Origin of the sequence: Levilactobacillus acidifarinae DSM 19394 = JCM 15949 (assembly GCF_001434835.1) — a bacterium.
GTDB lineage: Bacteria > Bacillota > Bacilli > Lactobacillales > Lactobacillaceae > Levilactobacillus > Levilactobacillus acidifarinae.
In genome coordinates this window covers 178525-201473 of the sequence record NZ_AZDV01000005.1, presented here as the reverse complement: position 1 = coordinate 201473, position 22949 = coordinate 178525, and the positions used below count along the sequence as shown (strand labels likewise).

The following is a 22949-nucleotide window of genomic DNA, read 5'->3' as shown; positions in this document are numbered from 1 at the left end:
AATCTGCTATAATGGTAGCACATGAGCAACATGTAGTCTGCTAAAAACCTTTATAAATAAAGTTATAGGAGAAGACGTATGAGTAAAGAAAAAGTCCGTTTAGATGGCGCTATTTATGAACGAAATTATGTCTACAATTTTCATTTTCACTTGATTTGGGTGACTAAGTCTCGCCAGCCGGTCTTCACGACACCAGCGTTAACAGCTGATATGCAAATTATCCTGAAACGAATTGCCATGCTCAATGAGGTGACTATCGAACAAGTAGAAATCATGCCGGACCATATTCATTTACTGATCAGCTTTAAACCCAAATATGCACCAACCAATATGGTCAAAGCTTTCAAAGGTGGGTCAGCGCGAATGTTCTTTGAAAAGCACCCCGAAATCAAGGCCCAAAAGTTCTGGGGTGGTCACTTATGGTCGCATAGTTACTACATGAGCACGCTAGGCAACCTGAGTAAAGAAACTGTGGAAAAATACATTGCCAATCAAAAACGTCACGATGCACAACCATAATTATTGAGCATTCATCTCCTGATTAAAATCAAGAGGTTTCTGCCTTGCTTTTTATTAAAGGACGACGCCGAACTCCTCGACAGCACGGTCAAAATCGCTCGCGGCCAAGCCGTCCTGGACGCCTTTCAACAGGGAATTAAGCTCAGTGGCGGCGGTTGTTGACCTGTTTCACGTGAAACAAAACCACAAAAAAGGGACGCTACCTTAACCGGTAACGTCCCCCTTTGGTTGTCTTTAATCAAAGACCATTTGGTTACGATAGAGTTCCGCGTAGAAGCCGTCTTCGGCCAATAACGCTTGGTGGTTCCCTTGTTCGATGACCTGTCCGTTTCTCAAGACCACAATCTTGTCGGCGTTCAGAATCGTCTTCAAACGGTGGGCAATCACGAAGCTGGTCCGGCCTTGGATCACGTTATCCATGGCCGCTTGAATCCGCGCCTCAGTGACCGTATCCACGTTGGAGGTAGCTTCGTCCAAGATCAAGAGTCGTGGGTTGGTCAGAATCGTCCGGGCAATCGACATCAGTTGTTTTTGGCCCGCCGAGAAGACGCTTTGTTCATCGGATACCCGGGTGTCGTACCCCGCCGGTAAGCTGGTGATGAAGTCGTGAATGTTGGCCTGCTTGGCCGCGTCAATCACGCGATCCATCCCCGCCTGCGGGTCGCCGTAGCGGATGTTATCGGCAATCGTCCCGGTAAACAACTGCGGTTCCTGCAAGACGATGCCGACGTTGGCCCGCAGTGACTGGAGGTCAAACTGGCGAATATCGGTGCCGTCTAGGGTAATCGCGCCCTGATCGACGTCGTAGAAGCGGTTCATCAGGTTCATGACCGTGGTCTTCCCCGAACCGGTCGGCCCCACCAACGCGACCATCTCGCCGCGATGTACGTCGATCGAGACCCCGTGGAGGATCTCCTTCCCCGGTAAATAACTGAAATGCACGTCATCGATCTTCAGTCCATTTTGAATGGCGGGCATCTCGTGGCCCTGGGCCGGATTGGTTTCTTCCGGTTGGTTGCGGACCTCGTCGACCCGGCGTGCCCCGGTAATCGCCAGCTGAATCATGCTGTAAAGACTGGTCAGCGACATGATCGGTTGGTAATACTGCTGGGCGTAGTTGACGAACACCACGACTAAGGCTAACGCGGCCCCGGTCGACAGGCTACCGTTCAACGCGAACCAGGACCCAAAGAAGATCACGATGGCCGTGTTGAGTAGCGACATGCCCTGCATCAACGGGTTCAAGATTCCCGACCAGATTTGACCGGTCAAGGCCGATTGCCGCACCTTGGCGTTATACCCGGCAAAGCCCTTCAGGGAATCCTGTTGAAGACCGTTAGTAATCAGGACCTTCTGGCCGGTAATCTGCTCGTTGATGTAGCCGTTCAGCTTCCCGATGTCGTCCTGTTGCTGGTTGACGGCCACCCCGGCTTTGCGCATCACCAACGCGGCGATGAGTAAGGCTAGAGGCGTCGAGGCCATGGTGACCCAGGCCATCGTGGCGTTTTGGTTGAACATCACGATCAACAACCCAACGAATTGGGCCACCGCCAACAGGATTTCCAGTAACGCTTGGTTCATCGCGTTAAAGATGTTATCCAGGTCGGAGGTAAACCGAGCCAGTACGTCGCCGTCGCTATGGGTGTCGAAGTATTGGACCTTCATCCGTTGGAGCTTGCGGAACAGGCCGACCCGCATGGTCCCCGTCGAATGGGCGGTGACCCGGGCCAGAATCAGACTGGAAATGAAGATGGTGCTGGCATCCCCCACGTACAACAAGATATAGATAATCAGCGTGTGGTTAAACGGCGTCAGACTGGCCTGTCCCCGGGTAGCTGGTGCGCTCCACTGCTGAAGGTAGGTGGTCAGTTGTTCGACCGCCCGCCCCAGGTAGGTCGGGGCCACCACGATGCACCAGGTGGAAAAGGCAATCAACACCATGCTCACGATAAACCCGCGCCAGTAGCGTTTCAGATAGTGCCAATAGTACTTACCGGCATTGCGTAAATCACTCATTGACCGTCCCCTCCTCTCGGGCCTTTTGGGTCTGGTAAATGGCTTGGTAAATCGCGTTATTAGCGACCAATTCGTGGTGCGTGCCGACGCCCGAAACGCGGCCGTGGTCGAGTACTAAAATCTGATCGGCATTAATGATCGACGAGATCTTCTCGGCAATCACCACGGTGGTGGTCTCTTTCAAATCGCGGTCTAACGCTTCTTGAACCAACTTTTCGGACCGCGCATCCAGCGCCGAGGTCGCGTCGTCTAGAATCAAGATCTTCGGGTTGGCAATCACGCCCCGCGTAATCGCGAGCCGTTGTTGCTGGCCCCCGGAGAAGTTCTGCGAGCGTTCCTCGACGGGCGCGTCGTAGGTCTGCGGCAGGCGTTCGATAAACTCGGAAGCCTGCGCCACGTTGGCCGCCCACTGCATGTGACTGACGCTAGCGTCCGGTTGGACCTGTTTTAAATTTCCCGAAATCGTTCCGGAGAACAGCGTCGAGCGTTGCAGGACGTAGGCCACGGTGGACCGGAGCGCCTTTTCAGGTAACTGCCGGACGTCAACGCCGCCCACCTTGACTTGCCCACTATCCGGGTCGTACAGGCGCGCAATCAACTGTGCCAGCGTGGTTTTCCCGGAACCGGTGGCCCCAACGATTCCCAACATGGTCCCGGCCTTTAGCGTGAAGCTCACGTCACTCAACGTCGGGTGGTCGTCGCCCGGATAGGTGAAGGTCACGTGCTCGAACGTCACGTCGCCCTGGACCGGTTGGTCGTCGCCACTGACGTAGGTCATGCTGGGCTCGGTCTCCAAGACTTCACCGATCCGGCCCATGGAGATGAAGGCCCGTGAGGCGAAGGTCATCAGAAAGCCCCCGTTGATCACGGCAAACAGAATTTGCATTAAGTAGGAAATAAAACTGGTAATCGCCGCCAAATAGGCCGGATGGGTCGTGATATTTTGCCCCACGATGTAGACCGCGACGCCGACCGCTAAGTTTGCCGTCAGAAAGAAGGCCGGCATCAGAATGGCAAACCAGTACCCGATCTTGGCGGTCACGTTGGTTAACTCATCCGAAGCCCCGGAGAACTTCTTAATTTCGTTGCCCTCCTGGACGAACGACTTGACCACGCGAATCCCCATCAGGTTTTCGCGGGCGACCGTGTTGACGTTTTCGATGTCTTGCTGGGTCTGACCGAAATACTTGGTCATCCGCTTCACAGCGACCAGGCAGACCAGCAAGATGATGGCCATCATGGCCAGGATGACCCACCATTGCTGCGGCATGGTCACCAGCGCTAAGATCAACGCCCCGATAAATAGCAACGGGATTCGGGTAATTTGTTGAAACCCGGCCATGACGATTTGTTGGACCTGGTTGATGTCGTTGGTCATTCGGACCACTAAATTGGACGCCGAGAACTTCTCGACATCGGCGAAGGCCAGCGATTGGACGTGGGCGTATAAATCGGCCCGTAAATCGGTCGCCACGCCCAGGGCTACCCGGGCGGAATAAATGGTGTTAACGATCCCCCCGATGATGCCCAGGACGGCGAGGCCTAACAGGAACAGCCCCTGTTGAAAGACCGTCTGCTGATCGTTTTTGATGATGGCTTCCATCACGACTTGCAGCAACCGCGGCTGCCACAGAGTCGCAAAGACCAGGACGATAACTGAAAGGAGCGCTAACCACACGTCGCGGTGGTAGCGCCGGAAATAAGGCATTAAGACTTTCATGAGTACGCAATTCCTCCTTGACTCTCCGCTCGGTCAGCGTTGAACCGAGCCACATTAAGATGATTTCTCGCGGACACCCCTAAAAAGTTATGCCCCATCACCATTGGCGATTCGTCATCTAAATCGCGAACTGGTGGGCACCCTTTTTCCCGCTCTGAAGACCCTCTTGACCAGATTATACACGATATTGGAATATTTATATGGTTTGCGGTTCAACTCTGCTTTAGCGGTTGACAGTTCTACTACATTGTTTTACTATATAGTGGTACCTAGTTAAACAATATAGCAGACGTTACTGATGAACCACTTCATCAGCGACCAGCTAAGGAGGCGCGCCCCGTGCAAGGCTTAACGGAATTACTCAAGGGCTCGTTGGAAGGCATCGTGCTGCAGCACATCAGCCACGGCGAGACCTACGGCTACGAAATCACCCATTATTTGATCGACCTGGGCTTCGAAGACATCGTCGAAGGGACCGTCTACACGGTACTTTTGCGGCTCGAGAAAAAGGGCCTGCTCACGGTCGAACGGCGTAAATCTACCGTGGGTCCCCAACGTAAATTTTACCAACTCAACGCCGCTGGCGAGGCCTATCTCCAGGACTTCTGGATCAAATGGGACTTCTTAGCGCAGAAAATGACCCAATTAAAGGAGGACTAATCATGGCGAATCTCTTAAAAAAACTCATCGGTGACAAGCAACGTTACCACCAATTCCAACGCGACGTTGCCGCGCTCCCGCAACCCTACGCGGCAACCTTACAGGCCTTAGAAACCTACATGTGGAACTTTGCCAAGGGGGAAGGCTTCATGGACGCGCTAGAAGCGATCCTGCACCTCTTTCAGGAAAGCGCCGCCGACCAGGTGCCCGTCACCCAGGTCATCGGGGACGATCCCGTCAAATTTTGCGACGACATCATGGCCCAATACCCCGACGACCTCTGGCTCATCACCTACCAGAACCGCCTGCGTCAACGGATCAAAACCATTGAAACGCCCCACCACTAACGTTAAAACGCCCCGCCGACCGGATTGGTTGGCGGGGCGTTTTATAAACGAACTTGGGGGAGGTTACTTAGCTAAATCTAACGAGTGGATGCTGACACCCGTTTCGACCGGTTGGGTCGCGACGTTGGCGAGATCCACAGCAACAAACTGAATAAAGTCGGCGGGATACCGGTGCGTCAGCTCCGTCATGGTGCTGGGCACGGGTAAGGTCCCGTGATAGTTCACAAGAAAACGGCCAAGGGTTGCGGTGGCATTAACCAGACTTTCGCCTAAATCTTGACCACCAGTGACAGCGTCGGCGATGTCGGGGAAGATGACCGTGTAGCCATCGGCGTCGTCGGCAATAAGGACAGCGGGATACGTCACAATGCTTGTTTTCTTCATATTTACACCTCTTAGTTATTCACAATGATGGTCATTATAGGCGGTCTTGTGAAAAAGCTCAACCGCTGGTTCTTTCACTTAATTAAGCATCAGCTAATCCAACCAAAAGGTGCTTGTGAATTATGATGGCGTTCACATAACTCTTGCTATAAAATAAGGAGTTGAAACCAGCATTGGTCTGGATTTTTAAGTTTAGAGGAGGAAACATGATGCAAGCTAAACCGGCTATCTGGGTGAAGTGGTTAGTGGTCCTGACCCTATTTATCGGGGGCCTCGTGACACCCACGGCTCTGACCACCCCGACCGTGGCGCACGCCACCACGGTCTACGTCACCCGTACGGGGAAACACTATTTTTTTAAACGGCACGACCGCGGGCTGAACCGGGCCAAGAAGGTCTACGCGGTGTCGTTAAGCACCGCTAAAAGTCGTGGGCTAACCCTCTCGGCGACCGAAACGGCGCCCACCAAGCGACGGACGGTCAAGCGGGTCCCCAAGCGGACCGTGACTAAAAAGCGCACGACCAAGCGTGCGACGGTCAAACCCAAGAGCACCTACACCACTGGAGCTACGACCTACCGGGCCAAGGTGGTCAACCACAACAACCCGGGCTTCAGTCAGACCACCCTATCGACCAAGCACGGGGCCTGGCAAACCTACGGCAACCTGGATGGTCAGAACCGGGCCACGGCGGCTAACGCTCTGTTGAATCGGAAGTTGATGCCCAAGGGCCAACGTCAAGCCCTGTACGTTAATCCCACCGCGTGGCACAATAAGCGGATCAAGACGGGCTGGTTGTACAACCGTTGTCACCTCATCGGCTATCAGCTGACTGGTCAGAATAACAACCCCAAGAACCTGATCACTGGGACCCGCCAACTCAACGACCCGGGGATGACCACCTACGAAAATCGGGTGGCCGCTTACCTCAAGGCCAGTCCCAAGCATTACGTGCGCTACCGCGTGACGCCCGTCTTCAAGGGCCACGAGTTACTAGCTCGCGGCGTGAAGATGCAGATGCAGTCGGTCGGGTCGAACCGGATTCGCTATAACGTTTACCTGCCCAACACCCAAAGCGGGATGCAATTGAATTACGCCACCGGCCTAAGCAAGGTCGCTGGTTAACGCAAACGACGGTCACCCACAAACCGGGTAACCGTCGTTTTTAGTTCAGTTATGAGTGGAAATGGCCAACCTTCTTCGCCAGCGAGGCCCCTTTAAAGCCTAGCTTCTGGTAAGACTCATAATAGGTTAGCTTTAGCGTCTGGCCCTTTCGGTAAATCACGTAATCGCGGGTCATGGGCAACACGATGCCCCGTCTGGCCACGTGCCCCTTTAACCGATACCGGTGTGCGCCTAACCTCTGATAACGCAGCCGACTGTGCGATTGCAGTGGCATGTTCGAGATGCCCCACAGAAATTTCTTAGCGGTAAAGGTGTACTCGCTCGCAAATCCCTGTGCGGGCGTCTTATGTAGATCCTGATACTTGCCCCGCAAAACCTTCGGCGTCCCCTTGTGCCAAGTCGCGGCGCTGGCCGTGGTAGTCGAGACCGCCCCCAGTGTCAGGGTCGTGAGGGCTACCAGAGCCAGATACTTAACTTTTAACATCACTTTCTCCTCCTTAAGCTACATCATTATGATGCCCCTAAAGTGTAGCGCATCGGCTGGCGGCTGACCGTCTTTTTGTCCCGGTGGACGCAAATCTGGTCACTAAAACCGTTTTACCACCACCCAACGCTCCGTTGTTTCACATGAAACATTCTCGCAACCCCAGACCAAACCAAAACGACTTCCGAACGGTATTTACCATCAGGGAGTCGTTTTTCATTTAGGACTGCGGCCATTCCGTCGCCAACATCGACCATTCATTTTCATCGTGGTACCCGTCTGCTAAACGACAATTGTGCCGCAAGGTCCCGTCTAACTGAAAGCCTAGGCTTTGGGCGACCCGGTTACTGGGCCGGTTGTCCGTCGCCGCCACCAAAATGACCTTTTCTAAGTGCTGCTGGGTAAAGCTCAGGTCCAGCATCGCCCGTAACGCACGCGTCATGATACCGCGCCCGGTCATCGGCGTGCTCAGCCAGTACCCGACTTCGGCCCAGCGATTCCAGCGGTCGATGTGGCGAAGGCCAATCCAACCGACCACCTGGCCGCGAGCCTCAATTACCAGTTCCAACGTTTCCCCCGCCTGTGTTCGCGTCACACCAGCTTGCAACCAAGTGGTCACCGCGGTAATCGTCTGCAGCTCGGTCGCCCAGGGAAGCCAGGGGTAAAACTCAGACTGACTAGCGCACACGGCGGCCAGGACCGCCGGGGCATCGCGCTGCGGATCCGGCAGGCGTAACGTGAGTTCAGCATCAATTTGTTGTGGTTGCATGGTCGGCACCTCATTTCAGTTAACTTGTTCCTATTAGTTTACCACCCGCAACCAGCCGTTGCGTTATACTATGATGAAGCTGATTAGCAGTTAACTTCTAGGAGGTTACCATTTTGACGACGACCCTCGATACCCTATTAAACCACGTTTCCGTTCGCGCACTAACCCCGCAAGCCCTGAGCTCTGAGCAAATTCACCAATTGGTGACGGCCGCGCAAGCCGCTCCCACCGCTAGTTTCCAACAATCGTACAGCATCATCGGGGTGACCGACCCCGACCTACGGCAGCAAATCGCCGGTTATGCGGGCGGCCAACGCTTCGTGGCGACCGGCGGTACCCTGTTTATCTTCTGTGCCGACCTGCATCGCATCCAATACTTGGCCCAAGAACAGGGCGTTGACCTCACCGAAACGTTAACCGGCATCGACGCCACGCTCGCGGGGACGGTGGACGCCACCTTAGCCGCTCAAAACATGGCGATTGCGGCCGAATCCATGGAGCTGGGCACCTGCTACTCCGGAGGGATTCGCGACGGGATCGTCGACATCGCGCCGTTACTGGATATTCCGGAAAACGTCTTTCCGGTCCTGGGTCTGGTCATCGGCTACCCGCAATCACGTAACGCACTTAAGCCCCGATTACCCTTTGCGGCCGTTTACCACGAAAATCGGTATCAGTCGAGTGAGTCGGCGATCCTTCACCATTACGACGACCAGACCAACCAGTATTACGCGCAACGCACGGGCAAAACGAGCCCCACAACGCGGCGTTGGTCCCACACCGCCATCGACAGTTTTCGGCAACACCCCCGGACATTTATGCAAAAATTTCTTAACGACCACGGCCTCGCTAAGCACTAAGACCACTCTGCGTTAGCTGGCTTAAATTGAGTGAATTCTTATTATTAATAATTGCCTTTAGACATTAATAATAAATGAAGTCCAACTTATTACCACTTTCTCGCCCGTTCGGCATTAAATTTGCGTTATGGTCCTCCGCGCCGCCCTTTCTTGCTAAACTTAGCAGCAAAACTAACAAAGGACGTTCCGTTACCATGAAAAAATTCTTTAAATTGACGCTGGTTTTCTTTGGCCTCATCACCGGTGTCGTCAGCGCGGAGCTAACCGTACAAGCCGCGCCGCTAACCATTGGTCACTTTACCCAAGTTCACGACCTAGAAGACGGTTATTTCTACAGCCACTATGCCCAGGTCGCCTACCACGCCAAACATAAGACCCAAAACGCCTATATTTGGAATGACACGCACACCAAGAAGCTGGCCAACCTGAAGAACCATCCGACCTACACCTGGTATCTGCTGGCCACCGGTACCTACAAAGGCAGTGAACTACTCGGCCGTGAACGACCGAGCTTCTGGGAACATTGAGGAGTGTTTAGGCTGTTATGTCGGTATGCCGAGGACCTAACTCACAGAACTCAACTCTCTTACCAAGGCTAGTCCCTAGCCTCATAATTTTTATTGGACCGCTTTTAGCCCTCTATGTAAGATATTAACGGCTGCATTGATATCTCGATCATGGTGCGTCCCACAGTGCGGACAAATCCATTCGCGAATCTCAAGTGGCTTCCGGCCACTTTGAAAGCCACAACTGGCACACTGCTGACTAGTATAGCTGGGATCAACCACTATGAGCTGTTTATCGTACCACTGGCACTTGTAATCCAGCATGGTTCGAAATTGGTACCAGCTGGCATTAGCAATCGACTTGGCCAGGTGATGATTGTGCATCAGATTCTTGACTTTTAAATCCTCAATCACGATCACATCGTAGGCTTTAACCAACTGGGTCGTCAGCTTGTTCAAGTAGTCTTTGCGTCGATTAGCAAGTTTACGCTGGTAGCGCACCTTGATTTGTCTAGCTCGCTGCCAGTTTTGATAGTCATTGAGTTCCAACTTAATCAAGTGAGCTTGATCATGGTTCCACTGAAGCACGTTAACCTTGGCTTGATGCTTGCGCCGATCGAACTTTCGTTGCCACACAGTCCCTTGATTTTCCTCCCAAAGTGCTTGAAATTTAGGATACTTCTGACCGTCGGAGGTAATCGCTAAGTTAGTTACGCCCAAATCGATGCCCACTTGAACACCCGTTTTAGGAAGTGACCTAGGCTCCGAAAATTCCACCTGTAAACTCAAATAGTAACGTCCTGTAGCGTCGTGACTGACCGTATAGCGCTTAACTAGGCCATTGATCAGCTGACTCGTTTTACTAGTCTTGATACTACCAAGTTTTGGTAATTTGACGCGACGCTTAGCCACCACTAACTGTGCACTGGCAGGGAAACGGCCGGTGTACGCTTGCTTAGCTGACCGGCGCGATTTAAAGCGTGGTTGACCACCGCAATGCTTGAACAACATCGAAAAGGCTTGCGCTAAATGATGGTCCTCGACTTGCAAGCTCGTTGAATCACTCAGTTTGAGAAAGGGATATTCCGTTTTGAGCGCTTTGAGTAAGTTATTCATGCCGTATTCATTGATGAAACGACTACTCGGATTATTTTTATACCGGGCCTTAGCCATCGCTAACATTTGATTCCAAACAAAGCGATTATTACCAAATAATTGCCATAGCTGGCCTTCTTGAGCTTGGGTCGGGTACAGACGAAGCTTGATGCCTTTTAGCATCGGCTCACCCCCTTTCGCGGAACCTATCACAATGGTTATTCAAGTAACTGTTCCACTATCAGTGTATAGCTGCTTTACTAGTAATACGTTTTACAAGTACACGAAAAGGTTAAGGCGATTCATCACGTCCTTAAAAGAACGTGTCTTCTCGCCCAAATATCAATAAAAACTGGGCTCAGATCACCAACTTTCCCGACAACAAGCGCGGGTGGATTCATAAGTCCCAACTGACGAAGGGCTTTAATCCGCAGGGCTACCAGGTCCTCCAAAAACGCTACGGTACCCCAACTTATGCGGGTAACGCCTTTCACCTAGACTCTAAGACCAAGAACGTCTATCTCTGGGACTGGTCGCACACCAAGAAACGCGCCAACCTCAAACATTACACCAACCAAACCTTCGGCCAACGGCATTCCATCCTAGTTCGTTATCACGGTCACGAAAGTTGGTACTCCTACGTGGACGTGACGATTAAAGGCAAGACCGTTTCCGGTTACGTGCAGACCAAACAACTCTTAAAGGGACGCACGCCGCACCACGAAGGCCAAAATCTCCTTTTCCCGGACGAGTTTGTGAGCACTAAGGACTACCAACAGTATATTCGGGACAGTAAATACCAGAAGCTCGCCCGTTCGATCGTCAAGCTGTTCCCGAACACCCCCGTGGACTACGGCTTGTCGCAAATCGCGGCATACAACTTCGCGACCAACGACACCTGGATTGAGGACGAACCGGAACGCATTTCAACTCAGGGCTACACCCAGTTCGTGGCCTTCAAGCCCATCGTGACCTACCTGATGGTACACAAGGACCAGTCCAACGCCCAGAAACTTGCCGCCGTGGAGCGCCTCCTAGCCAAACAGGGCTACACGCCGGCTAAGCGGCGACAACTCAAAGGCTACAAGCTCGGCATCTACATCATTAACAACCTCAAGGGTGGCCGCTTTGACGAAGCCGGCAACGCCTATAAGGGCAACTGGTACGGTCTGGTTCTGGCCAAACCCACCCGTTAAGCTCGACACCAAAGGGAGCGTTCATCCGCCTAATCGCTGGATGAACGCTCCCTTTTTAGGTTCACTATTCGATTAATCGCCGAGTGAATACCCCGTGTAGAACGTCTTACCGCCCAATTGTAAGAAACCAAAGTAACTCAACGAGGAATCCTCGTCGCCTTCGGGATCAAAATCCACCGCGTAGGTCTTTTGCGGGTTGACCAGCGCCAAGCGGTACTGGGTCTTCCCGTGGAGCTTAACCTGGGTGGTCTTGAAACCGCTCAGCTTCTTGGCCAGATACAGGTACCGCGTGTGCCCCTTGATAGTGGTCCGCTGAATCTTCACGGACGTCTTGGGTTGGGCCCGGTATTCCGTACTCCGACCCGTAACATCGTTTTGCCGCACCTCCACGTAACCGTTGGTGGTCAGTTGGACGCTCTGCTTGGCAATCCCGCCAGCCATCAGTGCCTTGGTGGTGCTCCCCAGATACAGGTCGCCGGCACTGCCGTAACGTGGTAGGTACGCCGGCCGTTTGACGCGGGTAAAGGCCGCCGTGTTCTTAGTGGTCGCCGGTTCCTGACTGCCCCACAGGCCGCGTTGGTAACCCGGTTTCAACAGGTTGGCACTCAACCGCGACGTATCCAGTTGTAGGACCCGACTAGTCTGCTTCTTGGTCCGTTGCGTGGTCAGGGTACCCGCCACGATGGTGCCCTTGGGCAGGGTGATCTTGGAATTTAACGTCCCGGAGACGTAAGCGTCAAACGGCGCACTGACCGTGACCTTCTTGGTGGTCCGGTAGTAAGTCGGGGCCTTCGTCGCCTTATTCAGGCTGGCCAACGTCTTGGCGCTGACCTTCTTGGCCGTTACCGGTAAACTAGTATCCGTTTCGTAGGTGAAAAACGGTTGCCCGCCAATCAGATAAGTATCGTAGATCTTATCCTTGACCGTGGTGGTCTTGGTCTGTGGGGCAATCGTCAACTGATAGCCCGCCTTGCCGGCCACCGTGGTCGGCGTATCTTTCAAGCCTTTGATGTGGGTCCGGTACGCCACCGTGGTAACGCCGTGGCTGGTGCTGGACTGCAAGATTTTTTGACTGGCCGGCTTCCCCTGTGGGACTGCCTCACTCTGAGTTTGGGTCGCGCCGTTGTCGTAGTATTCGACGTACCCGTCACTGGTAGTCCGGAACAACTGCTTTTGGGTGCCGGCGTTCGGCGTCCCCGCAAACAGGTTCGAAGCGTGGGTGTCCGCAAAGCTGTTGTGCTTGACCGTATTGTAGGCCGGTTGGGCGACCGGGGTCACCTTAACGGCGTTCAAGTCCACGGCTTTTAGGCGCTGCGTCCCCGTTAGGCCTAATTTTTGGCGGAGCTGATAGCTCAGCGCGTCGCCGTTGATGATCAGACTTTCGTGACCGTTAGAGGCGCTGTAAGCGGTCTGCACCACCGTGCCCTTAGGAATCGTCACCGACCCGCTGGGCGACACGCCGACCTTGGTGGCCGCGTCCAAACGGTAGTACCCAAAGTAAGCCGCGTCCGTCTGGTAACCCTTAGAATAACCTTTGACCATCAACTTGGCGTACACGTAGCCGTCGTCGCTGTTGTATTCGTCCCCGATATGTAGGTAGGTCGCCGATTTACCGTTGTGGGTCATGGTGACCTTCTGATCGGCCATCCAGCTCATGGTCTGGTCAGCACTATCCATCTGGTTTAAAATCCGCAAGCGTTTGGTGTGGGTCTTATCCCAGGTAAACAACGTCTTTTTGTCGTTCTTGACGTGGTAGGCCGTCCGCCTGATGGATTGGACCTTAGTAATCGTGTAACCGGCCTTGGCTTGCGCCGGGGTGGTCGCGAGCAACACGCCACCACCGATGGCCGCCAAAACGGCCGTGACTTGTCCCCAGTGTTTCAACATTTAATCTCTTCCTAGAATAGTTTCTACTAGTTATGGTAACACAGAGCTGAACTGGCCGGTAATCGCCGCTACATTCATGATGTGCCCCGCCCTGTCGTCCTTCTTCCAGTCAATGTTTCATGTGAAACATTGACTGGAAGAAGGAGTCCCCTCAGTTAACCTATTTCGGTGCTTAATCCGTGACCCCAATGCGTTGACCACGGTGAAACGTTGGGATTGGGGGTAACTTCCTATTAGCGGTGGAACTGGTGTGCCAAACAACTCTCGTAACGGGGTCGACGGGACCGGTCAAACTGCTATAATAGCAAGTACCTGGGGAACGCCAATCCGGCACCCCACCGAGAGACTGACTTGATTAGGAGCTAATACGTTGAATAAAATCTTACAGGAACAATTTTTCGTGAAGGACCTTTCCGCCGACCAGAAGCACGTGATTACCGACCTCAACGCCTACATTAAACAGGGGTTGACCGGCAAGCCGTCTTCCGTGGCCATCATCGAAGGCGCCGCGGGCACCGGGAAATCCGTGGTGCTAATGGAACTAGTTCGTCAATACATGACCGATAAAAACTACCGCACCTCGCTGGTGGTCAACCACCCCGAGCTGTACAAGGCTTACCGGGATTTAGCCGAATCGATTCCCAACATGCACGCCAAGGATATCCGACGGCCCACGTCGCTGATTAACTTCGCCCAAAAGAACCACCAAAAATACGACATCATCTTCGTCGACGAAGCCCACCTGCTGTACTCGAAATCCGAACCCTACGCCCACTATCGCGGTCAAAACCAACTGACCGATTTGATGGCGTTAGCCAAGGTGGTCGTGGTGGTCTACGACTTCGAGCAGGTCTTCCAGTCCAAAATGTACTGGGATAAGGAGCTCCTGTACAAAACCATCGGTGACCACCCGCACCAACTCTTCAGCATGAACTTCCAGTACCGGATGGTCGCCAGCGACAACCAGGTCGCCTGGATGGATAACCTGACCGCCGAAAAACCGCTGCGGCCCTTCCCTAACGACAGCGACTTTGAATTTAAGCTGTTCGATACCGCCGGCGGGATGTTCGACGCCATCAAGCAGCGCAATAAGGAAGTCGGCATGAGTCGGATGGTCGCCACGTCCGGGTTCCCCCGGATCGATGGCCGCCACAACGTCGAAATGGATAGTTTCAGCCTGCCGTGGGACGAATGGGACCCACAACGTACCCACTGGGCCAAGCGCGAAGGCTCGATCACCCAGGTCGGCACCATTTACACCTTGCAGGGCTTTGACCTGAACTACGTCGGCATGATCATCGGCCCGTCGTTTGGCTACGATCCGCAGACCGACACCATGACCGTGATTCCCGAAAAATACTCCCACAAGGAAATCTTCAAGAAACGTAAGGACATCCACTTCTCGCGTGACGAATACAAGACCTTTATCGCCAACGTCTTAAACGTCCTGATGAAGCGCGGTAAGTACGGTCTGTACCTGACGGCCTACGACGACGCCTTGCGCCAACGGTTGTTGGAACTGGGAACTGAAAAATAACGTAATTGTGAAAAACTTCAACACAAAATTGGTACAGTTTCGATATTTTCCCAACGGAAATATCTGAAACTGTACCAATTTTATATTATTCACCTAAAGTATATTAAGTTTAAAACCAAAACCCCACGATTGTTCCAGTCAGTATAGATGCCATTGTTGCTCCCAATAAAAGTTTTAGTGATGTTCTCGCAACTAGAGCTCCTTGCTTTTCGCTAATAGAACGAATAGATCCCGTAATAATTCCCACCGTCCCAAAATTCGCAAAGGAAACCAAGTAGGTTGAAGTAATTGCAATCGACTTCATCGATAAATGTGCTGATACCTGATGTAAAGTTCCCATTGCTGCAAATTCGTTCGTTATTAATTTAGTTGCCATAATGGATCCAACTTCACTAATATCTTTCATTGGAACACCCATTATCCACGCTATTGGTGAAAAGACATTACCAATAATTGTAGTAAAACTGACATGAATTATGGCTAAAAAACTATTATTTAAAAATGTAACTAGTGCAACAAATCCGATTAACATGGCTGCAACTGTGATTGCCAGTTTAAATCCATCCTGAATATAATTACCTAAAACTTGGAAGAAAGGTTGTTTCTGATCCTCAATACCAATTTTTGCTAAATCATCATCATTGGTCGGTACATAGGGATTAACAATACAAGAAATTAACAAGACTGACAAAATATTCAAGAATACTGCCACCACAACAAATTTTCCCGGAATCATTTTCATATACGATGCCAATAATGCAGCTGAAACAGCACTCATTGCCGATGCACAAATTGTGTAAAGTCTTTGTGCACTCAACTGCGGTATCTTATTTTTTATCGTCAAGAATACTTCTGGTTCTCCTAAAATTGCTGTTGATACTGCAAAATAGCTTTCAAGTTCACCCATACCCGTAACCTTATTAAGTAGCCATCCCGTCCACTTAATAACAATTGGCAATATTCGAATATAATTCAGAATACCTACAAGTGCTGAAATAAACACAATCGGCATTAATACGTTTAAGAAAAAAACGGATGTATTCTTTCCAATAACGATACCACCAAAAACAAATTGAACTCCCCCATCGGCTTGAACCATCAACCAGTTAAAAAAACTAGAAATTCCTTTTAAGGTTTGAATTCCTGCTGATGTATGGAGACAAAGAAAAGAGATAATCATTTGTAAGCTAAACAAGACGACTATTGATCGATATCGAATATGTTTTCTATCGTAACTCAATAGCCACCCTAGAATATAGATAAACAATAATCCGGTTATTAAAAATAAAAAGTTCATAAAATTTACCTCTTGCCTTTTTACACCATTACGTTTTATTCATCCTCTTTAATCATATGAATGCCTACAACTGTTAATAAGAATCCCACTAAGGCACAAATCATTCCAAATACTAACAATGATTTTACATTCAACAGGTCTAGTAAATATCCACCGATAATACTGGACAATACACCGCCCAACGTCATTGCCGCCGTAATAATCGTTTGTCCAAGTACCGCATCTTCTTTAGGTAACACACCATTAACCAGATAGGCCGAAGCTGGAATAAAGATAGCGAAACTTACGGCCTGTAAAAACTGACTTAATTCGATTGTCAATAAGTTAGGGGCTACCATCACCACAATAGATCGAACAAAGAAAAAGAAGGCCGATAATTCTAGCCAAAAAGAACTCGATTTTTTCTTAACTAAATATGAGAATGCAAACATTCCTGGTAACTCACACAATCCAGCAATCATCAACGACGTTCCAATAATTTGACTCCCACCATGAAACGACTGAACAATTTGCGTAATTGATGTAGAAATAATCGTATGAAAAACAAATAAAAATGAAAAAGCCAAAAACAGAACACCAATAAATTTATAGTTCTGTAGTAATTTAACTATCGACGTTGTCGTCCGATCATCAGTACTTAGCTCTGATGATTTATCACTTTTAATTTTTGGAAGCAACCATACTGACAATAAAAAAGTTAGCGTAAGAATAATCATTATCCACGGTAAAAGATTCGGCGTCCACTTCGCCAATAGAACACCTAAAATATACGATGTGATGGCGTAAGAAAAAGAACCCGCTCCCCGTGAAATTCCAAAATTAATCGAATAACCACTATTGATATACTGAAAACCAATCGAGTTCACAAATGGCTGCAATGTCAGAATTAAAACTGCACTCAAGGTATACATCAAAAACATTACTAGAATATTTTTTCCTACAAAAAGTAGTGCGATTAGTGGCAGCAACAATCCTCCCGAAATTATAATAATGGTTTTTCGAACCGAGATATGTAATCGCGCAATAACCTGCTGTGATAATGCTGGTTGTAAAATAATTGAAATTAGATTAGCCGCTGCTAAAACATACCCTAGCTGTCGATTCTCAAACCTGTTATACAGTAAAAACAACGCTGCAAAACTGTACACAGCACAATTCATCATCCAATAAATAAACTGTAATGAAATGTACTTTACGTTAATAACACGTTCACTATTTTTTACGGATAATGTTGATTTCATTTATTTTCTCCTTAACTAACTGAAGACCAGAAATGCTTACGCACTCTGATCTTCGATTGCTCTAACTAATCATAAAGTTTGATACTATCTTCGACAATATCCCAAAACTTATCAACATCAATTGCTATCGCAACACTAGTATTCTTAGGTGCATCGGTCAGATTAAAGTAATCACAATTAGTACGTCCATAACTTTGGGTACTTCTAATTTCAATATCCGTATGCATCTTTTTCGTGGTAATGACGCTTGGATCAATTAGGTAAGCAATCGTTGTCGGATCATGTAATGGTGCCCCTTCCCAGCCATAAGTATCGTGCTGTGCTTTAATAAAGAAGTCCATCATATCACCAAATAAACGTGCTGCCGGATTATCATGTTGACGCATCCGCTTAACAATTACCGGAAAACAAAGTGCCTTACGGGTGATATCTAACCCCATCATTGTAATGTGAACCCCACTGGTAAAGACGACATACGCCGCTTCGGCATCAGCATAAATATTAAATTCGGCTGATGGCGTTACATTACCATGCTCATAAGATCCCCCCATCATCACAATTTCCTTAATCTTAGAAATAATTCTTGGCTCTAATCGCATGGCCATCGCAATGTTGGTTAATGGTCCCGTTGGAACCAATGTGATATCACCATCGGATGCCATTAAAGTTTCAATGATAAATTGAATTGCATGTTTTTTTTCCTTCTTTTTTGTTAATGGTGCAAACTTAGGACCATCGAGTCCACTTTTCCCGTGAACTCGTTCTTCCGTTTGTGGTGAAGGAATCACCATTGGAACAGACATTCCTTCATAAACTGGTACGTTTAATCCTAACGTTTGACAAACTTCTAATGTATTTTTAGTCGTTTTTTCAATTGTTTGATTACCCTTAACAACTGTAATTCCTAATAAATCAAGCTGTGGATTCATCCCTGCCATCATAATTGCCGTCGCATCATCATGCCCCGGATCACAATCCATAATAATTTTAGTCTTGCTCATAAAAAGAAACCTCTTTCGTAATTATTTGGTGAAACGTTTCAGCAAAGTAAATATAACGCTTTCAATAAAATTAGTCAATCTGATTTTATTAAATTAATGCGGTATAATTTTTAACAATGAGGTGAAATCTATGCGAGTAACCATTAAAGATATTGCAAAAGAAACGGGACTTGCACCTTCAACTGTTTCTATGATTTTAAACAAAAAAAGTTTCCGAGTATCAGATGCCACTCGGAAAAGAGTTCTGGAAACGGCAGATAGATTAGGCTACGTTAGTAATAAAATGGCTGTGAATTTACAAAAACAAATTACTACGAACATTGGTTTAATTGTCCCCGATATTCGAAACGATTTTTATGCGAGCTTCGCCAAAGGTGCTGAACAAAAATGTCGAGAAAATAATTGGGGATTGCTTATTGCCAATTCCGACAATAATCAACAGCGTGAAGAAGAATACATTAATTCTTTCTATCAACAAAACGTTTCCGGAATCATTATGGCCAGGGCAACCCAGGGTGAAAACATTGGTGAAACTAGCTTTATTAAAATGAAAAAGCTGGGCATAACTCACGTGCTATTAGATTTTTCAGGAACTGACGTCAGTAATGTTGTTGCTGGTAATCATTTTCGTGGCGGCTATGTAGCTACAAGTCATCTAATAGACTTAGGGCATCGCAAAATTGCCTGTATTACAGGGGACTTACGTCTAGAAGGCGCACAAACCAGACTTGCTGGTTATAAACAGGCACTTTTAGACCATCACCTAAACTTTGATAGCCAATTAGTATTTGAATCCGATTATACGTACGAGAATACAATGAAAATTGTAAAACAGATGAATCTTAATAAATTTACCGGTGTTTTTGCTTTTAACGATTTAATGGCTCTTGCCTTTATTAATTATGCAAAGGCACAGAATTACACTGTACCCATCGACTTCTCTGTCATTGGTTATGATGATATTTTTTTAACACAAATAATGCATCCCCAACTAACAACAATGCAACAACCCATTCTTAAAATGGGAAGTGATGCTGCCAGTATTATTATTAAAAATCCAATTTTTTCTGGGAAACGGCACATTAAAAAATATGAACCTATACTAATTAAACGTGAAACTACATCCACACCAAATCGTCAATTATAATCAAATGCGCTGAACCGTTAAGTCAAGATACCTATCGGTTCAGCTTTTTTAATTAATCAAATTCTTCTAGTTATTCAACCATTTTTAATATGCCCACTCCTCTTGCACTACACCATCCGTTCTATTAACAAACTTATAAGTAGTCTAACTTGCTAAGTAATGTCAAACATGTTTTACTTAATTTGTCAAAGATGTTTTACATAAGGACGTGAGTAGGATGCAAAATACCATTGCGGTCCGGCGCAAACAACGAAAACTGTCGCAGGCCGACCTCGCGGCGTTGACGGCCGTGACGCGCCAAACCATTAACGCGATTGAAAACGACAAGTATGATCCGTCGTTATCGTTAGCTTTCAAGTTAGCGACGGTGCTGGAAACCACGGTGGATAAGCTGTTTAATCAAGGGGAGGATCACCAATGAGTCGAGCAAAACGGATCGTACACGTGACATTCTGGAGCAACAACTTTTTTCTTATCATGATTGCCGCACTAATGACCATTACTTTCGGGGGCCTATTTCAGCGGCTAAGCCTAATTCTAGGGTTAGATTTGGTGTTAGTTATCGGTATCTTCATCATGTTTTGGATGCTGCAACGGCGCCTGGACGTTAAATCCTATAAGGGGATGTACTGGGTCAGCGACGAACGGGAGCGCGACATCGCCCTGAAGGTCCATTCGGCGATCATGACGGGCAACACCTACTTTCTTTACGGGTTGTTGCTGGTCATCTTTCTCCTAATGCACTTCGGCCTGTCCACCCAGCGTTTCGGTCAGATTCTACTGGTCATCGTGTGGCTCTACCTGATTGCCATTAACGTTCAGTACTTCTGGTTGTGGAATCACTATGATCAGGACTAACCCCGCTCGACTAAAAAAATGACGATTCTTGGTTAGAATTAGCGCCAGGTATGGTATACTCTTAGATGCGGAACTTCTTCATTCCAAGGATTCACCGAGGGGTTCCCAACGTATCTAGCCGCAATGTTGCCACATTGCGGTTTTTTTGTGCGTTCATTTAAAGAAAAATCCCTACCTTGAATAATCATTTTTGGAGGTCGCTATTAGAAAACTTGATTAGTTATTTTCGTAGTAAACTGTTAATATCAATCTAGTATCATTAATCATTTAATTGTCATTCCCAATTACATTGGTCTTCTCTAGCACCAAAAATTACTGGTAAGGGGTTAAATGTCATGAAAAAAGCTATCAAATGGGGCCTATTAGTTACTGCCGCTGTCTCTTTAAACCTAGCGATAGATACAACGGCTAATGCCGCAACCTATCATAAGGGAACGCCAACCGCTGTTCGCGGTTGGTGGCGGACTAAAATGAAAAAAGTTCACTACGGTCACGGTAAATATTTGTGGACTTATACAACCATGCACGTCACCAAGAATAGGATCAGTGGCGCTTTCGGAACCCAATCCGACCACTATGAAATTAAAAAGCTTTATTCTTACACCGCATCCAAGAAAAACAACCTATTTATCGTAGATGGCACCTACACTTTGGGCAATACCGATTATTTTGAAGCCTTTCATCCGCTCAGCAAAAAGAAACTAGAAACTGCCAGCATCAATTCTAAAGGCATTATAGATGGAACCATTTATACATGGTACAAATTTAGCGGTAAAGCTTCCAGCAAAACTTTCTATCCCTATAATTAAGAGCACTATGCTTCCGTTATAATTAAATATTTTCAATACCAATAACCCCCTAAGCCTGAAATCATTTCCCAAGCTTAGGGGGTTATTATCTTTTCCATTAAAGGTTACCTAAAACAGATAATCCGTATTCCCACTAAAGTTCTGCGTCGGCGCCACCCCGGCGACTCGCTGCAGGTGATAGTAGGCCGTGATGACCTGACCGTAGCGCGCGTGCTGGTCCGCCTGACCGGTGGAGCCATCCGTACTGTCCCCGGCAAACGTGTACACGTAATGGAACGGGTGGGCCGTCTCCGCGTCAAGGGTGTAACTGTAAAGTTGGTTAAGTTTGCCCCCCGCTTGAAAGGCCGGCAAATCCCCCAAGCTCACCATTTTTCCGGTGGGACCCGTGAAGCCCTTTTGTTCTTGGGCCGTTAACTTAGGAAAGCCCGCCGTTAGCGACTCTGGTCTGAGGGGTTGAATCAAGGACGAATCCGCCGCAATTGAAGTGAACCGTAATTTCAGCGGTGACGTTGCCGGTTGGGGCGCGTCCCGTTTAATCACGTTCAAGTTGATAAACTGGCCGGAAAGAATCGCAAATTTCGACACCAGTTCGTTTAATTGATAGCCGGTCGGGACGTTATCCTGAACGAACTGCGTCAGCGAAACCGGCGCTGCAACTCCCACCACCCGTTCCGCCTGGTTCGCTAGAAAGGACGTCTGGTACTGCTTAGCCGGATTACTGCGCGTCGTTTGTAACGTATAGTTTTTATTGCCCACGGTCTGATGATCGGCGGTTTGGTAGACCACGTGCACGGTATCGGCGTTTTGCGGCACCGCTTGCGCCGTCTGGTTAACTAAGCCCCCCGCATAGACCCAACCACTAAAGTGTGGCCCCGTGACCAGGTAGTAGGTGCTGCCCTCGCGCGTCTTGGCTTCGGCCCCGATGATGGTCAACGAATCATTCACGGCACTGGCCGGCACGGTTTCCTTTTGCGTCATGCCGTACCAGGTGTACTGAGGATTACGCCACACCGGATTTTGGTGGACGTTTTTCAGCCGGAACGATTCCTTAGCGTTTGTCGGGAGCGGTAATTTTTTGACCGTCTTAAACGGCGCAACTCCCTGCGCAAACGTGTTCAACGTCTTCCCCCCGTACACGTACCCGCGATACCGTTTATTCATCGTGACCACCCGGTAGTACACGGACCCGTTGCTAACGACCCGCGCGCCGTAGGCAAAGAAAATATCGGCCGATGACGACGACCCGCCCAGCCGGGCCATGGTCCGTTTGGGCGCCACCACCCGCGCCGATTTAAGATAGCCGGGTTGCGTGTACAGGGCGTTGGTCCCGGTCGCAATCACGTGGCGGTTCTTGCCCCAAGACTTCAGCGCCTGATACGGGCCTAGCGTCTTAGTGGCTGCGTGAGCCGTGGTCGCCGCCGCGCCCAGGCCCCATAAGGCCAGCCCCGCGGTAAGTCCCAATACTAATTGTTTTTTCATGTAAACCCCCTCC

Annotated in this window: 24 protein-coding genes; 13 read left to right on the top strand and 11 right to left on the bottom strand. The window is 49.1% G+C overall.

The genetic code is table 11. From position 1 onward, the window contains the following. The first annotated feature begins 78 nt into the window (after window positions 1-78). Window positions 79-519: an IS200/IS605 family transposase gene (gene tnpA, locus FD25_RS03260; protein ID WP_057801271.1), complete on the top strand. Its 441-nt coding sequence runs from the start codon at window positions 79-81 to the stop codon at window positions 517-519. Between the two features lie 3 nt (window positions 520-522). After that, complete coding sequence (locus FD25_RS14290; protein ID WP_235807910.1) at window positions 523-681, top strand: hypothetical protein; 159 nt, start codon at window positions 523-525, stop codon at window positions 679-681. 72 nt (window positions 682-753) lie between these two features. Here the strand turns inward: FD25_RS14290 and FD25_RS03255 are convergent, their stop codons facing one another. Beyond that, window positions 754-2535 carry an ABC transporter ATP-binding protein gene (locus FD25_RS03255; protein ID WP_057801269.1) on the bottom strand — a complete coding sequence of 594 codons (1782 nt, stop codon included), beginning with the start codon at window positions 2533-2535 and terminating at the stop codon, window positions 754-756. Continuing rightward, on the bottom strand, window positions 2528-4255 hold the full coding sequence (locus tag FD25_RS03250) for an ABC transporter ATP-binding protein (RefSeq protein WP_057801267.1): 1728 nt from the start codon (window positions 4253-4255) through the stop codon (window positions 2528-2530). Before FD25_RS03250 ends, FD25_RS03255 begins: the two co-directional genes overlap by 8 nt. A gap of 339 nt (window positions 4256-4594) precedes the next feature. Here FD25_RS03250 and FD25_RS03245 point away from each other — a divergent pair, with 339 nt between their 5' ends. Next, a complete protein-coding gene (locus tag FD25_RS03245; RefSeq protein WP_057801265.1) occupies window positions 4595-4915 on the top strand; it encodes a PadR family transcriptional regulator in 321 nt (106 codons plus the stop codon). A 2-nt stretch (window positions 4916-4917) separates the two neighbouring features. Next, the gene (locus tag FD25_RS03240) at window positions 4918-5262 is read left to right on the top strand and encodes a DUF1048 domain-containing protein (protein ID WP_057801263.1); all 345 of its coding nucleotides are present in this window, start codon (window positions 4918-4920) and stop codon (window positions 5260-5262) included. Between the two features lie 63 nt (window positions 5263-5325). On the opposite strand, the gene FD25_RS03235 is transcribed toward FD25_RS03240, so the two are convergent. Then, window positions 5326-5646: a type II toxin-antitoxin system HicB family antitoxin gene (locus FD25_RS03235; RefSeq protein WP_057801260.1), complete on the bottom strand. Its 321-nt coding sequence runs from the start codon at window positions 5644-5646 to the stop codon at window positions 5326-5328. Between the two features lie 209 nt (window positions 5647-5855). Between FD25_RS03235 and FD25_RS03230 the strand changes: the two genes are divergently transcribed. After that, entirely contained in the window at window positions 5856-6770 is a 915-nt protein-coding gene (locus FD25_RS03230) for a DNA/RNA non-specific endonuclease (protein WP_146999914.1), read from the top strand. Window positions 6771-6819: 49 nt separating this feature from the next. On the opposite strand, the gene FD25_RS03225 is transcribed toward FD25_RS03230, so the two are convergent. Both FD25_RS03225 and FD25_RS03220 read right to left on the bottom strand, forming a co-directional pair. Further along, window positions 6820-7254 (bottom strand): hypothetical protein, encoded by a 435-nt coding sequence (locus FD25_RS03225; protein ID WP_057801254.1) that lies wholly within the window; start codon window positions 7252-7254, stop codon window positions 6820-6822. Window positions 7255-7474: 220 nt separating this feature from the next. Next, the gene (locus FD25_RS03220; protein WP_057801248.1) at window positions 7475-8023 is read right to left on the bottom strand and encodes a GNAT family N-acetyltransferase; all 549 of its coding nucleotides are present in this window, start codon (window positions 8021-8023) and stop codon (window positions 7475-7477) included. 113 nt (window positions 8024-8136) lie between these two features. On the opposite strand from FD25_RS03220, the gene FD25_RS03215 reads away from it, so the two are divergent. Continuing rightward, on the top strand, window positions 8137-8883 hold the full coding sequence (locus FD25_RS03215) for an NADPH-dependent oxidoreductase (RefSeq protein WP_057801246.1): 747 nt from the start codon (window positions 8137-8139) through the stop codon (window positions 8881-8883). A 194-nt stretch (window positions 8884-9077) separates the two neighbouring features. Beyond that, entirely contained in the window at window positions 9078-9410 is a 333-nt protein-coding gene (locus tag FD25_RS03210; protein WP_057801241.1) for a hypothetical protein, read from the top strand. A 90-nt stretch (window positions 9411-9500) separates the two neighbouring features. On the opposite strand, the gene FD25_RS03205 is transcribed toward FD25_RS03210, so the two are convergent. Then, window positions 9501-10667, bottom strand: a complete 1167-nt coding sequence (locus tag FD25_RS03205) for an RNA-guided endonuclease TnpB family protein (protein ID WP_057801234.1) — start codon at window positions 10665-10667, stop codon at window positions 9501-9503. Window positions 10668-10807: 140 nt separating this feature from the next. Here FD25_RS03205 and FD25_RS03200 point away from each other — a divergent pair, with 140 nt between their 5' ends. Next, the gene (locus FD25_RS03200; protein WP_057801231.1) at window positions 10808-11680 is read left to right on the top strand and encodes a hypothetical protein; all 873 of its coding nucleotides are present in this window, start codon (window positions 10808-10810) and stop codon (window positions 11678-11680) included. 72 nt (window positions 11681-11752) lie between these two features. Here FD25_RS03200 and FD25_RS03195 read toward each other — a convergent pair whose 3' ends face one another. Continuing rightward, window positions 11753-13567 (bottom strand): hypothetical protein, encoded by a 1815-nt coding sequence (locus FD25_RS03195; RefSeq protein WP_057801229.1) that lies wholly within the window; start codon window positions 13565-13567, stop codon window positions 11753-11755. A 370-nt stretch (window positions 13568-13937) separates the two neighbouring features. Here FD25_RS03195 and FD25_RS03190 point away from each other — a divergent pair, with 370 nt between their 5' ends. Continuing rightward, on the top strand, window positions 13938-15104 hold the full coding sequence (locus FD25_RS03190; protein WP_057801228.1) for a DUF2075 domain-containing protein: 1167 nt from the start codon (window positions 13938-13940) through the stop codon (window positions 15102-15104). Between the two features lie 109 nt (window positions 15105-15213). On the opposite strand, the gene FD25_RS03185 is transcribed toward FD25_RS03190, so the two are convergent. The 3 genes from FD25_RS03185 to FD25_RS03175 all read right to left on the bottom strand — a co-directional run bounded on the left by FD25_RS03185 (window position 15214) and on the right by FD25_RS03175 (window position 18643). Beyond that, window positions 15214-16401 carry a NupC/NupG family nucleoside CNT transporter gene (locus FD25_RS03185; RefSeq protein WP_057801226.1) on the bottom strand — a complete coding sequence of 396 codons (1188 nt, stop codon included), beginning with the start codon at window positions 16399-16401 and terminating at the stop codon, window positions 15214-15216. 35 nt (window positions 16402-16436) lie between these two features. After that, the gene (locus FD25_RS03180) at window positions 16437-17642 is read right to left on the bottom strand and encodes an MFS transporter (RefSeq protein WP_057801224.1); all 1206 of its coding nucleotides are present in this window, start codon (window positions 17640-17642) and stop codon (window positions 16437-16439) included. A gap of 65 nt (window positions 17643-17707) precedes the next feature. After that, complete coding sequence (locus FD25_RS03175; RefSeq protein ID WP_057801222.1) at window positions 17708-18643, bottom strand: nucleoside hydrolase; 936 nt, start codon at window positions 18641-18643, stop codon at window positions 17708-17710. A gap of 130 nt (window positions 18644-18773) precedes the next feature. On the opposite strand from FD25_RS03175, the gene FD25_RS03170 reads away from it, so the two are divergent. The 4 genes from FD25_RS03170 (at window position 18774) to FD25_RS03155 (ending at window position 21457) form a co-directional block, all read left to right on the top strand. Beyond that, complete coding sequence (locus tag FD25_RS03170; protein WP_057801220.1) at window positions 18774-19790, top strand: LacI family DNA-binding transcriptional regulator; 1017 nt, start codon at window positions 18774-18776, stop codon at window positions 19788-19790. A gap of 217 nt (window positions 19791-20007) precedes the next feature. After that, window positions 20008-20211 (top strand): helix-turn-helix transcriptional regulator, encoded by a 204-nt coding sequence (locus FD25_RS03165; protein ID WP_057801218.1) that lies wholly within the window; start codon window positions 20008-20010, stop codon window positions 20209-20211. After that, window positions 20208-20648: a hypothetical protein gene (locus FD25_RS03160; RefSeq protein WP_057801217.1), complete on the top strand. Its 441-nt coding sequence runs from the start codon at window positions 20208-20210 to the stop codon at window positions 20646-20648. The genes FD25_RS03165 and FD25_RS03160 overlap by 4 nt, the downstream gene beginning before the upstream one ends. A gap of 335 nt (window positions 20649-20983) precedes the next feature. Further along, window positions 20984-21457, top strand: coding sequence for a hypothetical protein (locus FD25_RS03155; RefSeq protein WP_057801215.1), 474 nt, complete (start codon window positions 20984-20986; stop codon window positions 21455-21457). Window positions 21458-21565: 108 nt separating this feature from the next. On the opposite strand, the gene FD25_RS03150 is transcribed toward FD25_RS03155, so the two are convergent. After that, window positions 21566-22936, bottom strand: coding sequence for a hypothetical protein (locus FD25_RS03150; RefSeq protein WP_057801213.1), 1371 nt, complete (start codon window positions 22934-22936; stop codon window positions 21566-21568). Between the last annotated feature and the right edge of the window lie 13 nt (window positions 22937-22949).

What these genes read in the sequence shown, in the direction of transcription:
- FD25_RS03220 (WP_057801248.1), bottom strand. Translation starts at nt 8,023, where the DNA reads ATGCAACCACAACAAATTGATGCTGAACTCACGTTACGCCTGCCGGAT.
- FD25_RS03255 (WP_057801269.1), bottom strand. Translation starts at nt 2,535, where the DNA reads ATGAGTGATTTACGCAATGCCGGTAAGTACTATTGGCACTATCTGAAA.
- FD25_RS03230 (WP_146999914.1), top strand. Translation starts at nt 5,856, where the DNA reads ATGCAAGCTAAACCGGCTATCTGGGTGAAGTGGTTAGTGGTCCTGACC.
- FD25_RS03225 (WP_057801254.1), bottom strand. Translation starts at nt 7,254, where the DNA reads ATGTTAAAAGTTAAGTATCTGGCTCTGGTAGCCCTCACGACCCTGACA.
- FD25_RS03210 (WP_057801241.1), top strand. Translation starts at nt 9,078, where the DNA reads ATGAAAAAATTCTTTAAATTGACGCTGGTTTTCTTTGGCCTCATCACC.
- FD25_RS03205 (WP_057801234.1), bottom strand. Translation starts at nt 10,667, where the DNA reads ATGCTAAAAGGCATCAAGCTTCGTCTGTACCCGACCCAAGCTCAAGAA.
- FD25_RS03160 (WP_057801217.1), top strand. Translation starts at nt 20,208, where the DNA reads ATGAGTCGAGCAAAACGGATCGTACACGTGACATTCTGGAGCAACAAC.
- FD25_RS03175 (WP_057801222.1), bottom strand. Translation starts at nt 18,643, where the DNA reads ATGAGCAAGACTAAAATTATTATGGATTGTGATCCGGGGCATGATGAT.
- FD25_RS03240 (WP_057801263.1), top strand. Translation starts at nt 4,918, where the DNA reads ATGGCGAATCTCTTAAAAAAACTCATCGGTGACAAGCAACGTTACCAC.
- FD25_RS03165 (WP_057801218.1), top strand. Translation starts at nt 20,008, where the DNA reads ATGCAAAATACCATTGCGGTCCGGCGCAAACAACGAAAACTGTCGCAG.
- FD25_RS03195 (WP_057801229.1), bottom strand. Translation starts at nt 13,567, where the DNA reads ATGTTGAAACACTGGGGACAAGTCACGGCCGTTTTGGCGGCCATCGGT.
- FD25_RS03170 (WP_057801220.1), top strand. Translation starts at nt 18,774, where the DNA reads ATGCGAGTAACCATTAAAGATATTGCAAAAGAAACGGGACTTGCACCT.
- FD25_RS03185 (WP_057801226.1), bottom strand. Translation starts at nt 16,401, where the DNA reads ATGAACTTTTTATTTTTAATAACCGGATTATTGTTTATCTATATTCTA.
- FD25_RS03180 (WP_057801224.1), bottom strand. Translation starts at nt 17,642, where the DNA reads ATGAAATCAACATTATCCGTAAAAAATAGTGAACGTGTTATTAACGTA.
- FD25_RS03250 (WP_057801267.1), bottom strand. Translation starts at nt 4,255, where the DNA reads ATGAAAGTCTTAATGCCTTATTTCCGGCGCTACCACCGCGACGTGTGG.
- FD25_RS03235 (WP_057801260.1), bottom strand. Translation starts at nt 5,646, where the DNA reads ATGAAGAAAACAAGCATTGTGACGTATCCCGCTGTCCTTATTGCCGAC.
- FD25_RS03155 (WP_057801215.1), top strand. Translation starts at nt 20,984, where the DNA reads ATGAAAAAAGCTATCAAATGGGGCCTATTAGTTACTGCCGCTGTCTCT.
- FD25_RS03150 (WP_057801213.1), bottom strand. Translation starts at nt 22,936, where the DNA reads ATGAAAAAACAATTAGTATTGGGACTTACCGCGGGGCTGGCCTTATGG.
- tnpA (WP_057801271.1), top strand. Translation starts at nt 79, where the DNA reads ATGAGTAAAGAAAAAGTCCGTTTAGATGGCGCTATTTATGAACGAAAT.